This window comes from Methylosarcina fibrata AML-C10, assembly GCF_000372865.1.
In the GTDB taxonomy this organism is placed as follows: domain Bacteria; phylum Pseudomonadota; class Gammaproteobacteria; order Methylococcales; family Methylomonadaceae; genus Methylosarcina; species Methylosarcina fibrata.
In genome coordinates, this window is sequence record NZ_KB889965.1 from 1 (window position 1) to 12,623 (window position 12,623).

Consider the following 12,623-nt stretch of genomic DNA (forward strand, 5'->3'; position numbering starts at 1 on the left):
ACGCGGTGAACTGCAACGGATCACGCGTCCTGCGGAAATCGATACGCGACTCCGTGAGCTCATGCAAACAGACTGGGTGGTGTACACCAAAGCCTATCTCAACCAAGCCGAAACAGTGGTCCAGTATCTGGCCCGCTACAGTCGCAAAACCGCACTCAGTAATGGGCGGATCCGGCAGATAGACGAAGACCAAGTGCATCTGCGCTACAAGGACTACCGGGATCATGACCGCAACAAAGTCATGGTGTTGGGCGGTGAAGAACTGATTCGACGCTTCTTATGGCATATTTTGCCGATCGGGTTCATGCGCATTCGCCATTACGGCTTTCTCGCCAACCGATGCCGGCGACAAAAGCTGGCGCAAATCCGGCATACTCTGCAAGCCATAGCCGAGCAAGAGATCGTCGAGCAGGAAGTTGTAAACAGTCAGCCCGTTACCGCGCCGATCATTGAAAAACCGCAGTTATGTCCGCAATGCCAAACAGGCCGTATGATCGTCGTCGGAGAGATAGCGCCCAAGCGCATAGAGTATGGCTAAGCGATAAACCGATCGGAAGCTTAAGCCAGGAACGGCACAGCCCGTCCACAGGCGCCAAAAGGCCTGGGATACCGTGCGGCCGAGAGAAAGAAAAAACCGAAAAACTAACAAATGAAGCGAACAAAATTGAATAAATCCTTCCCTCGACGGACCTATCAGAAGCTAATCGGTCAGTTACAAACAAGACTAACGTCCATAGAAAGCCGATAAATCTTGGACAACCCTGCTCGAAAACAATACAATCCCCATTAATAAAGAAGGCGGGCTAAGCCAAACATCCAGAGCGGCTTAGTCCAACACACATTTATCTGTCATGCTTGCGCACGACAGATAAAATGCTTATTTGTTATACCGAATAACCACCATGACCATTTAATTAAATCTAAATAGCTAGCTATTTCTAATGGTACAACAAAGCGTATAGCTGTTAATGATAGTGCTAAGCCCGCCGAAGAAAGAGATAAAATAGTTTTGTCATAATTTTCATTGTTAGATAACTGTCTTTTTCTCACCTCATCTCGATAAGAATCATATAGTTCATTCGCTCTTTTCTGTTGCTCTTCAGTTCGAGGAACAACTTGATTTAAATTTTCATTTTCCGTTCCTTCTTTAACCACATTTACTCTCCCCACAATTCAAACAAGTCATGCACCCGTCCATCAACACCATCGCCTTGGTGCTGCATTTTGTGCAGAGCACGGCTTTTTCGGGGAAGGCTTGGCCATTGGATGAGCCGTGCAGAGCTTCGAATTCGCGGCGTTTTTCTTCGATCAGCTGTTTCTGGTGGTCGCTGAGACCTTCCGGTTTGATCATGCCGATGTGTTTCATGTGGGCTTCGATCGCATGGCCGATTTCGGCGACCAGGGAAGGCATGAACACACCGCCTTTTTTGAAATAGCCGCCGCGCGGGTCGAACACCGCTTTCAATTCCTCGACCAGAAACGTGGCGTCGCCGCCTTTCCGGAACACCGCCGAAATGACTCGGGTCAGCGCCAGAACCCACTGGAAGTGCTCCATGTTTTTGGAATTGATGAAGATTTCGTACGGCCGGCGTTCTTCGTGTTCGGTGCCCTGGTTCAGGATGATGTCGTTGATCGTGATGTACAACGCGTGCTCGGACTGCGGTGTCTTGATCTTATAGGTCGAGCCGACCAGGACTTCCGGACGCTCGAGGTTTTCGTGCATCTTTTCCAGATCGGCGATTTTCGCTTCGTTGGCGGCCTGTTCGGCGGCGGCTTTGACTTCGCTGGTCAGTACCTTGTAGCCGATGATTTTTTTGCTGATTTTATGTGTCATTGGGTTATCCTCGATTCTCAAAACTTGCCGTAATAGCCTTCTTTCAAGGCGTCGAACAGGTTGGCGGCGGTATGGATCTCGCCGTCGTATTCCACTTCCTCGTTGCCCTTGAATTCGACGACGTGGCCGTCTTCCAGCGTGAACTGGTAAGTGGTGTTTTCAAGGTCCGATTCCTTGACCAGCACGCCCTGGAAGACTTCGGGATTGAAGCGGAAGGTCGTGCAGCCTTTCAGGCCCATGTCGTAGGCGTATTCGTAGATCGACTTGAAGTTTTCGTAAGGAAAGTCGGTCGGCACGTTCGCGGTTTTAGAAATCGACGAATCGATCCATTTTTGCGCGGCGGCCTGAATGTCGACATGCTGCTTCGGGCTGATGTCGTCGGCGGCGATGAAATAGTCGGGCAACTGCCGGGCGGGATCGTCGCTGTAGGGCATCGCGTCGGCGTTGACCAGGGCGCGGTAGGCCAGAAGTTCGAACGAAAAGACGTCGACTTTTTCCTTGCTCTTCTTGCCGGCTCGGATGACGTTGCGCGAATAATGGTGGGCGAAGCTGGGCTCGATGCCGTTGCTGGCGTTATTGGCCAGAGACAATGAAATGGTTCCGGTCGGCGCGATCGAACTGTGATGGGTGAAGCGCGATCCGTTCGCCGCCAGTTCCGCGACCAGTTCGGGCTCTTCCTTGGCCAGTTGCTGCATGTAGCGGCTGTATTTGGTGTGCAGCACCTTGCCTGGAACCTGGTCGCCGATTTTATAACCGTCGGCGATCATTTCCGGGCGCTTGTGCAGCAAAGCGCCGGTCACGGTGAACATCTGTTCCATGATCGGGGCCGGACCTTTTTCCTTTGCCAGCGCCAGTCCGGCCTTCCAGCCTTCCACGGCCATGACCTTGGTGACTTCTTCGGTAAACCGGAGCGAGTCGGCTTCGCCGTATTTCATGGCGAGCAAGGTCAATGTCGAGCCGAGCCCCAGATAGCCCATGCCGTGGCGGCGCTTGCTGAAGATTTCCTCGCGCTGTTTGGCGAGCGGCAGGCCGTTGATTTCGACGACGTTGTCGAGCATGCGGGTAAAGATGCGGACCGTTTTGCGGTAAGTGTCCCAGTCGAAATGCGCTTCGCTGGTAAACGGCTTTCTCACGAAGCGGGTCAGGTTAATCGAACCCAACAGACAACTGCCGTAAGGTGGCAGCGGCTGTTCGCCGCAGGGGTTGGTCGCGCGGATGTTTTCGCAGAACCAGTTGTTGTTCATCTCGTTGACCTTGTCGATCAGGATGAAGCCGGGTTCGGCGTAGTCGTAGGTCGAACTCATGATGATGTCCCACAGGCGGCGCGCCGGCAGCGTTTTGGTGATGCGGCAGGCGATCAGACCGTCGTTGTTGACGATGTAGCCGTCCTTGCAGGGCAGATCGCGCCAGAGGATCTGTTTTTTGTCGTTTAGGTCCAGTTTGTCCACCTTGACTTCCTTCTCGGTGACCGGAAACGACAAGGGCCAGGGCAGGTCGTTTTTGACCGCCTCGACGAACTCGGAAGTAATCAACAGCGACAGGTTGAACTGGCGTAGGCGGCCGTTCTCGCGTTTGGCCCGGATAAACTCGATGACGTCCGGATGGCCGACGTCGAAAGTGGCCATTTGCGCGCCGCGGCGTCCGCCCGCGGAGGAAACGGTAAAGCACATCTTGTCGTAGATGTCCATAAACGACAAAGGTCCCGAGGTATAGGCGCCGGCGCCGGAGACATAGGCGTTTTTCGGGCGCAGAGTCGAGAATTCGTAGCCGATGCCGCAGCCGGCCTTTAAGGTCAGCCCGGCTTCATGCACCTTGGCCAGGATATCGTCCATCGAATCGGCGATCGTGCCGGACACGGTGCAGTTGATCGTCGACGTGGCGGGCTTGTGCTCCAGCGCGCCGGCGTTGGAGACGATGCGCCCGGCCGGGATGGCGCCTTGCCGCAGGGCCCAGAGGAATTCCTTGTAATATTGATCTTGCTTGTTCTTGCCGGTTTCGACCTCCGACAGCGCCTTGGCGACCCGCTGGTAAGTCTCATCAATGGTCGCATCGATGGCCACGCCTTCTTTCGTTTTTAAGCGGTATTTGGTGTCCCAGATATCGATGGAGGCATCCTGTAAGGGAATTTCGGTAACCGTGTTGGCGATGACATGGAGATGTGCGTTCATGATGATGTCCCTGTGAATCGTGATTGAAAGGATGGGTTAAAGTCGCGATAAATCAGCCAGTTAGGAAGGCGAAGATTTATCGTTGAGTGACTATATGTAGTTAATTGGATTTAACCTATGCACAATATATAGTGTTTTTGAAAAAATACAATAATGGATTCCGATAAATTTGCAAAGCCGTCGCCGTTGCTGGACCGGAAGAGTGAGGGATGTGAATGAGGCTGAAATTCGAATTCAACAATTTTCAAATACTTGCCGATTTTTGACGTATTTGCTGCAAAGTCGAGTACTCTCCATGAGGTCGAATAGGTCGAATTTAAGAGGATATGACCGGAATAAATAAAAAAATTGATTTTTGAATTCGTTCCGATATCATATGCGGTTCGCGGAGAGATGGCTGAGCGGTCGAAAGCGGCGGTCTTGAAAACCGTTGAGGGTTTATCCCCTCCCAGAGTTCGAATCTCTGTCTCTCCGCCACTTCTTCTTTAAAATCAGTAAGTTATTTAATTAATTAAGTCGTTAGTTCCTATATCCTGGAAGTTAACTTAACTTTCCAGAGTCATCAATGCCTTGAGGCGTTTTTTCACTAAATAGTCGTCCCTGAAAAAGTCATTTTTTTGAAAAAAACAGCTCATTAGGAAACATAAACAGATTCCTGAACCGTTTTATTTTGTAAAAACCGGCAGATGGCTTCCCCGATTTCCGGCCAAAAAATCCTCAACCGCCTGAGGATTAAACGCATGTTGTGTCCAGCGGCGCAGAGAACGGCATTCATGGCATCACCGAGTTGGCCTTTCAGGTAATTTCTGCTCAGCAAGCCATCGTTCTTCATGTGTCCAATCACCGGCTCGATGGCATTGCGCCGTTTTAACGCGGTTTTCAACCGTCGGGTATGGACTCCCCGTTTTTGCCTTGACTTGTACAGGGTGACACCGGGTATTTCTCGCTCCCGATAGCCCAAATCCACAAAAGCTTCTTTGGCTCGGGTACCGCTCAGGATTTCAGCTTGTTCCAGGCAGGAGTACAAGGTATCGCCGTCATAAGGATTGCCGGGAAAGCTCCTGGCGCCCAGCACGAAATTACTTTTATTGGTCACCGTGATGCCGACTTTGACGCCGAACTCGTATTTTTTGTGTGCTTTCCCTTTACTGATGCATTCCACTTCCGGTGCATGAAAGCTGTAGAGTTTGTTTTTGTCGGTGTGTTTCTGATTCAGTATCCGCTGGGTTTTGGCCAGGGCGTCCTGAAGCCCCCTTTGCGCGGCCAGCTCCTGTTGCGGCAGTTGCCGCAGGATATCCCGATAAACACGACCGACCAGGGTTTTCAGTTGCTTCAGGGCTTTTTGCTTACGCTTCATTTGCTTGGCATGATGATAACGATGCGATTGCACTAACAGCAGCGGTGCCTTTTTATTGTAGTTCTGTCGCAGGGGCAGCCCGTGTTGTCCAGCCAGCTTGACCAGCTCCCGACGGCATTTTTCGTACAACTTGCCGTCCGTCGGAAAGCCAACCGCTTTTTCCTGAACGGTAGTATCGACGGTGACCGATTGAAAATCTCGTTTCTTCACGGTCCGGGTAGCGACGCCCGCCTCGATCGTCAATAACAACAGCCACTCACAGCCGGCTTCACCGATCCGTTGCCGCCATTTCGTCAGCGAGGTCGGATGACAGGGAACCTCATGCTGAAAAAAGGTTTCGCCACAAAAGTACTGCCAATAACCGTTTTCAACCCAGCGTTTAACGACCGCTTCATCCGATAAACCTTCCGCATGTTTCAGATAATGCAATCCGGCGATCAAACGGGTCGACAACGCCGGGGCGCCTTGTTCTGCTTCAAAAAACGGGCCGAATTCTTCGTCCAGCCGAGCCCAGTCTATTTTGCTGGCCAATCGATAAAGTTCATGTTTCGGGTTCAAAAACTCGTCCAGGCGAGTTTTGAAAAGGTCATTTTGCACAACTTCCTGAGGACGTTTGGGCTTCATTTTTCGGTGAAAATTTGCAAGAAAATAAAACCCATTTTAACATTTTCTTGCAATTTTTGACCTCATAAATATCCATTTATATGATATTAATCAATTTCTTATGAATTAATCAGGGACGACTAAATATATCCCAATGTCTTTATCCATTAAGATGCTCAGAAATAGCGTCTTTCGGATCGTGAGCACTTTTTTAAACCGGTCGTCGTCCTTTCTAATTTCTAAAAGGAACAAATTGTCGTTCGGTTTGCCAAATTTTGTGATGGGGCGGCCTGTTGTTTCAAGCGAATAAGTTTTTGTCGGAAAATGAACGCCGGAAGTGTTTTTTCTTAAAAAACCATATTCTTTGATTATGCCGGACCAAGGCTGAACAGGCTCCAAACAATTTGCTCAGGAGGATGATCCGATGCCTGAAATCCCACATGATATTTGGCCTGAAAGCACTTTGGCCCTGTTGCTCGATCCGTACCGGTTTATTTCGAAGCACTGCCGGCATTACCGCTCCGATCTCTTCCAGACCCGGCTCATGCTCCGCAAGACCATCTGCATGACGGGACCGGAAGCGGCCGAGCTGTTTTATGACGAGAGCCGGTTCATACGAAACGGCGCCGCTCCGCCATGGCTCCTGAAGACTCTTTTCGGTCAGGGCGGTGTCCAGGCACTGGATGGCGAAGCGCATCGGCATCGCAAGCAGATGTTTATGTCCCTGATGTCACCGGAACGCATTGAGCAATTGGGCGCCATCACCGCCGAGGGATGGCGGAATTATGCCCGGAAATGGGCAAAAATGGACAGGATTGTGCTTTACGACGAGGTGAACAGGCTTTTGTCCCAGTCCGTGTGCACTTGGGTCGGGGTTTCGCTTCCGGAGCCGGAAGTCGGCAAAAGAACGGCCGAGCTGATGGCCATGTTCGATAAAGCGGCTGGCTTCGGGCGGGGGCATTGGTTAGCCCGGTTGTTTCGTAAGCGGGCTGAAAGATGGATCGAAAATCTGATCGAGGATATCCGCGCCGGGCGCATCAAGCCGCCCGAAGAGAGTGCGGCCTGGGTAATGGCAATGCACCGGGACTTGAATGGGCAATTGCTGGATCGGCATACCGCGGCAGTGGAACTCATCAATGTACTGCGGCCGACGGTGGCGGTTTCGGTCTTTATCGTGTTCGCTGCGCTGTCTCTGTATCAGTATCCGGTATGCCGGGAAAGGCTTGCGGCCGGGGAGGAGGGCTTTGCGGACCTGTTTGTGCAGGAGGTCCGGCGGTTCTATCCGTTCTTTCCCGCGGTCATGGCCGTTGTGAAGCAGGATTTCGACTGGAAGGGCTATCGTTTCCCGCAGGGGAGCAAGGCGGCACTGGACTTGTTCGGCACCAACCATGACGAACGGAGTTGGGAGTTTCCGTATGAATTTCAGCCGGATCGGTTCCGGCACTGGGAAGAAAATGCATTCAGTTTCATTCCACAGGGAGGCGGTGAGCATTATCACGGTCACCGTTGCCCAGGCGAATGGATCGCTCTCGAACTGATCAAGGTAGCATCGAACTTTCTGGCCAGAGATCTTGCTTATGACGTGCCGGAGCAGGATCTGGGAATCGACTACAGAAGACTGCCTGCTCTGCCGCGTAGCCGCTTCGTCATTAGTAATGTGAGAGAGCGGGTGTAACGGGCGCTGTGCGACGGCAAAAGCGCAGTGCTCTCCTCCGATGGGCCCGGACTTAACGGCATACTGAAATTATCCGCTCGGTTTATTTTCGAGCATGCCTAAAACGGGCGGAAGGAAGCCAAAAATCTTCGTGGCCGATAGAGCCGGTAAAACGGCATTGAATCAGCCTTTTAAAAGGCGGGTCTGTGCTTTGAGATTGAAGTCGGAACCGTTTTGAAAGCGGCCGCGGTACGACAGATATTTTATGGATATGAAATGTTTTTATCTCTCATTCACTCTCTAAAATTAATCCTTTCGAACTCATTGAATTCTTGAGTTTTGTGAAGATCCGGGATATATTTTCGCCAGATCAAGGAAAATGCCGGCTACACGACATTTCCTGAACAATTTCAGGCCACGGTTTTCCCTCTCGTTGAATTGAATGGCCGAAAGAATCGATAAGGCTGAAATAAAAACGGACATTTCGGCATATGATCGGATAAAAAATCAAGATTTTCGAGACGTAGATGTAATCTCGGCTCTTCAAACACATCATAAATTTTTAACATTCCAGCAAGATAATAAGCCGTAAACCTCATTTTCACCTAAGAGCAACCCTCATCAGAAGGATGTTCCAGGCCACCCGCTGAAGCAGTGTTTGCCGGCAATAATAAAGGGCGGAAAAGCCGATTTTTGGGAGTAATTCTTCATTACATATCATTTTCAAATGAGGTCCGGTGGATAATCCTGTCACAGTGACTATACTTTTTTATTGTTTTACTTGTCGTTTACTTGAGGATTCATAATGTCGAAAGAAGGGGCTCAGGCCATAATTCGCGCGAAAGCACCGTTACGTGTCAGTTTTGCCGGAGGCGGTACCGATGTGCCTCCGTATTGCGATACTTACGGTGGCTGTGTTTTAAACGCTACCATAAACAAGTACGCCTACAGTACCTTACAGCCTACCTTGAACGATAAGATCGAAGTTCATTCGCTCGATTACGATTACATTGCTCATTTTCAGGTTGAAGACAATTTGCCGTTGGATGGCGAAATGGATCTGTTAAAGGCTGTCATTAATCGGTTGAAGCGGGGCCAGAAGGGTGTGAGTCTGATGACGCATAATGATGCGCCACCGGGATCCGGATTGGGCTCTTCATCCGCGATGGTGGTGTCCCTGGTCGGTGCCTTTAACGAGTGGCACGGATTGGGTTTGAGCGACTATGAAATTGCCAATCTGGCGCTTGAAATCGAGCGGGTGGATCTGGCCATTTCGGGAGGAAAACAGGACCAGTATGCCTGTACTTTCGGCGGCTTCAACTTCATGGAGTTCGGCCATGACTATACCCTGGTAAACCCGTTGCGCATCAAGAAGGATATCATCAACGAACTTGAATACAACCTTCTTTTATATTACACTGGAAAGAGCAGGCTTTCCGGTAACATCATTGATGCTCAAGTAAAAAACGTCAACGACGGCAAGAAAAAAAGCCTGGATGCCATGCACGATCTCAAGCAACAAACCCTGGATATGAAAAATGCCTTGTTGAGAGGGCAGACGCATAAATTCGGGGAGCTCCTGCATTCCGCTTGGGAGTCTAAAAAAAGTATGGCGGATGAAATCAGCAATCCACTCATTGACGAAATGTACGATACTGCCCGCCAAGCCGGTGCGATAGGTGGAAAAGTCAGTGGTGCAGGCGGAGGCGGTTTTATGACCTTCTACTGTGCAAACGGCAAAAAAAATAAAGTCGCTGAATCTTTAGAGCGCTTGGGCGGTGAAGTGGTGGATTTTCAATTTGAGCTCAACGGGCTTCAAAGCTGGCGCGTCGGTTAGCATTTTAAGTACGTGTTAATCTTTTGCAGCAATAATCCTTACTTTTCGGCAACCGTTTTATTGAATTGCGGAAATCAATAGGGAAAATTGCTTTGTCCAGATCTTTTAATACTCAGATAATTTCCCGGCGCAGGATGGGTTGGCTTTAAATTTTGATAAAGCGACCGGGCACGTACCGTTGTTCGTGCCTTTTATAACAAATTATTCCCCCTCAGTGCATTACCAATTAAAGGAGAAACGCGATATGGCGGCCGTTAGTGAAAATGATACTCGACTTTCCAGTCTGTCCATTGTATTTCCGGCTTACAATGAAGAAAGCAATATTGAGAAGGCAGTCGATGCTGCGCGTCAGGTTCTTCAAAAATATGCCCAATCCTATGAAGTTGTGGTAGTGAACGACGGCAGCAAAGACCGGACGGGCGAAATTATTGATCGGTTGGCGCGAGAGGATAAAAACGTGGTGCCTGTTCATCTTGCTCAAAACAGCGGCTACGGCCGCGCATTGTGCACCGGTCTTTACAAGGCCCGTTGCGACTACATCTTTTTTAGTGATTCGGATCTTCAATTCGATCTGAATGAAATCAACAAGTTGATAGAATGGATAGGGGAATACGATATTGTGGTTGGCTACCGTGCGAAAAGAGCCGATCCTTTCCATAGAAAATTGAATGCATGGGCATGGAACAGGCTGGTCCGGATTTTGCTTGGCGTTAAGGTGAGGGACATCGATTGCGCGTTCAAGTTGTTCCGACGCAAAGTGTTGGATACCATCAAGCTTGATTCGGCTGGGGCTTTGGTCAATACCGAAATGTTTGCAATGGCTGCGCAAAACGAATTTAGCGTCAAGGAAGTGCCGGTCAGCCATTTTGAAAGAAGACAGGGACAGCAAACGGGGGCGAATCCGAAAGTGATACTAAAGGCATTCCGTGAACTGTTTGCCATGTACGGCCGCTTGAAACTCAAAGGGACCAATGCGCAGTGAGCAGGAATCCATTGCTTCGATGACTCAGGGTGCTTATTTAATAAGGAGGCTTAATGATACATGAGTATTTCAAGCAGATAGCGCAACAACATCCCGAAAAGCCGGCTATTATCTCCGGCAAACAAGTGATCAGTTACGCCGAGTTGCTTGATCGCATTGACGGTCTGTCGGCAGCGCTGGCTGAATCGGGTGTTAAAAAGGGCGATGCGGTCGGGGTTTTATTGCCGAACAGTGTCGACTTTGTCGCATCGATCCTGGCGATCATGGCTTGTCGTGCGATTGCGGTTCCCGTCAATACTCGTTTTCAGGCTGCCGAGGTCAAGTATTATCTGGAAACCTCTTCCGCTTGCAAGGTGATTCATGGAGACAAGGCGGAGGCATTGCTTGAGAGTATTTCCACGCCGATAGAGAAAATCAATCTGGACAAGCAGTCCATGGCGGGCACGAAAGGGACGCCGGAGGCGGCAGTGGTCGGCGGAGAAGTGCCGGCTCTTCACATGTATTCTTCAGGATCCACGGGCAAGCCGAAAAGAGTGACTCGCACGCAGACTCAATTAATGGCCGAATACCGGGCTTTGGCCGCGACGATCGAATTGTCCGATCAGGATGTCGTATTATGCACCGTTCCTCTTTACCATGCGCACGGTTTCAATAATTGTATGTTCGCTGCGTTGATGTCGGGCGGGACTCTGGTCCTGATGGAAGGCGATTTTAATCCGAGAGAAGCGGTCAAGCTCATTGAAGGCTCGGGCGTTACCATTTACCCGGCCGTTCCTTTCATGATCAAAATGATCGCCGAATCTTTTTATCCTGCCAAGCCGGATCTGAGCGGCATAAGACTGGTATTTACCGCAGGAGCGCCTCTTGCTAAAGAAATCGCCGAGCGTTTCCGGAATACTTTCGGCAAGACAGTCAAGCAACTGTACGGATCGACCGAAACGGGTGCGATCTGTATCAATTATGACGGCGATACGACGACTGAAGAGTCGGTGGGCAAGCCGCTGAAAGGCGTTCAGGTCGATATCCTAGATGAGAATGGAGAGCTTGTGTCCGCTGGATCACTCGGCGAGGTAGCGGTCCGGAGCCCCGCGATGACCAGGCAGTATGACGATTTGCCCACGTTAACCGAGGAATGTTTCCGGGACGGTTATTATTTGTCGGGGGATCTGGGTCTGGTGGATGCCGAGGGGAGGCTTTTCATTAAAGGTCGGAAAAAACTTTTTATCAATGTCGCGGGTAATAAAGTGGACCCGCTGGATGTGGAAACGGTCATTAAAACGCATCCGAAAATCCGTGAAGTGGTCGTGGTGGGCATGCCCCATTCCAATTATGGCGAAATGGTGAAAGCCGTCGTGGTTGCTGATGAGGGGTGTTCCGAAGAAGAAATTATCGCTTTGTGTGAACAGCAGTTTGCCTGGTACAAGGTGCCGAAAAAAGTGGAATTCCGCAGTGAAATACCGCGCAGTCCATTAGGTAAGATTTTAAGGAAACATCTGATAGATAATCCTGGGGAGGTCGTATGAGTACAGAAAGTTATAGCAATACTCTCCCTATGGAGAGTTATTTTAAGTCCAAAGGCTATGTGCCTGGCGGGATCATTACCAATAGCCGGCATGAAAATCTCGATATAGAAGCCATGCCGCCTTTTCTGAGAACATTGCTCGTGACGGACGGTACTGTAACGAAAAGTCTCGAAGCTTTCTTTTGGGAGCCGGTGGTGGTTGAAAACCTTGGGCAAACGCCGGTGACCTTATCCAGCGCCATCGAATGGATCAACATGCGTCCCGGCGATTCGGCATTGCAACGCGAAGTAAGGCTCAAGGGAGAAATCAGCGGGAAAGTGTATGCTTACGCCAAATCCTGGCTCAGGCTCGATTTGATACCTCAGGGACTGAAGGAAGATTTTCTTGCGGGCAACATCGGTATTGGCGAACTGTTGCGCGAACGGGGGCTTGAAAGTTACCGCGAAGTGCTCGATATCGGCCGTGAAATCGATGAATCATTAGCTCCCGTTTTTAACTCCGCTAAATGCGGCGAACTGCTCTATCGGACATACAGGGTTTTTATGCAGGGAGAGGCTACTATTTTGATCACGGAGAAATTCCCGTATCGTTTATACAATGATCGAACCTGACGGTTCGGTATCAAGCAAAACTGTAATTCTATCGGCTTAAATTCAGTTGTGAAT

At 50.1% G+C, this 12,623-nt stretch carries 10 protein-coding genes and 1 tRNA gene; 7 read left to right on the plus strand and 4 right to left on the minus strand.

The features are described from left to right. Nucleotides 1-538, plus strand: a 538-nt coding sequence (locus A3OW_RS0100005) for an IS91 family transposase (RefSeq protein WP_020561384.1), incomplete at its 5' end; no start/stop codon positions are given. Nucleotides 539-849: 311 nt separating this feature from the next. Here A3OW_RS0100005 and A3OW_RS27515 read toward each other — a convergent pair. The 3 genes from A3OW_RS27515 to A3OW_RS0100015 are packed head-to-tail and all read right to left on the minus strand — an operon-like array spanning nt 850 to nt 4,002. Then, entirely contained in the window at nt 850-1,155 is a 306-nt protein-coding gene (locus A3OW_RS27515) for a hypothetical protein (protein WP_157385745.1), read from the minus strand. Then, entirely contained in the window at nt 1,148-1,834 is a 687-nt protein-coding gene (locus A3OW_RS0100010; protein ID WP_020561385.1) for a TSCPD domain-containing protein, read from the minus strand. Before A3OW_RS0100010 ends, A3OW_RS27515 begins: the two co-directional genes overlap by 8 nt. Before the next feature lie 17 nt (nt 1,835-1,851). Further along, the gene (locus A3OW_RS0100015; RefSeq protein WP_020561386.1) at nt 1,852-4,002 is read right to left on the minus strand and encodes an adenosylcobalamin-dependent ribonucleoside-diphosphate reductase; all 2,151 of its coding nucleotides are present in this window, start codon (nt 4,000-4,002) and stop codon (nt 1,852-1,854) included. 387 nt (nt 4,003-4,389) lie between these two features. Between A3OW_RS0100015 and A3OW_RS0100020 the strand changes: the two genes are divergently transcribed. Next, nucleotides 4,390-4,479 (plus strand) — tRNA-Ser (locus A3OW_RS0100020). A 157-nt stretch (nt 4,480-4,636) separates the two neighbouring features. Here A3OW_RS0100020 and A3OW_RS0100030 read toward each other — a convergent pair. Beyond that, entirely contained in the window at nt 4,637-5,983 is a 1,347-nt protein-coding gene (locus A3OW_RS0100030) for an IS5 family transposase (RefSeq protein ID WP_020561388.1), read from the minus strand. Between the two features lie 403 nt (nt 5,984-6,386). Here A3OW_RS0100030 and A3OW_RS0100040 point away from each other — a divergent pair, with 403 nt between their 5' ends. The 5 genes from A3OW_RS0100040 (at nt 6,387) to A3OW_RS0100065 (ending at nt 12,569) form a co-directional block, all read left to right on the plus strand. Beyond that, nucleotides 6,387-7,637: a cytochrome P450 gene (locus A3OW_RS0100040; protein WP_020561390.1), complete on the plus strand. Its 1,251-nt coding sequence runs from the start codon at nt 6,387-6,389 to the stop codon at nt 7,635-7,637. Between the two features lie 784 nt (nt 7,638-8,421). Next, nucleotides 8,422-9,453 carry a GHMP family kinase ATP-binding protein gene (locus A3OW_RS0100050; RefSeq protein ID WP_020561392.1) on the plus strand — a complete coding sequence of 344 codons (1,032 nt, stop codon included), beginning with the start codon at nt 8,422-8,424 and terminating at the stop codon, nt 9,451-9,453. 244 nt (nt 9,454-9,697) lie between these two features. After that, on the plus strand, nt 9,698-10,435 hold the full coding sequence (locus tag A3OW_RS0100055; protein ID WP_020561393.1) for a glycosyltransferase family 2 protein: 738 nt from the start codon (nt 9,698-9,700) through the stop codon (nt 10,433-10,435). Between the two features lie 53 nt (nt 10,436-10,488). Then, the gene (locus A3OW_RS0100060; protein WP_020561394.1) at nt 10,489-11,958 is read left to right on the plus strand and encodes a class I adenylate-forming enzyme family protein; all 1,470 of its coding nucleotides are present in this window, start codon (nt 10,489-10,491) and stop codon (nt 11,956-11,958) included. Continuing rightward, the gene (locus A3OW_RS0100065) at nt 11,955-12,569 is read left to right on the plus strand and encodes a chorismate--pyruvate lyase family protein (protein WP_026223213.1); all 615 of its coding nucleotides are present in this window, start codon (nt 11,955-11,957) and stop codon (nt 12,567-12,569) included. Before A3OW_RS0100060 ends, A3OW_RS0100065 begins: the two co-directional genes overlap by 4 nt. Nucleotides 12,570-12,623 lie beyond the last annotated feature (54 nt).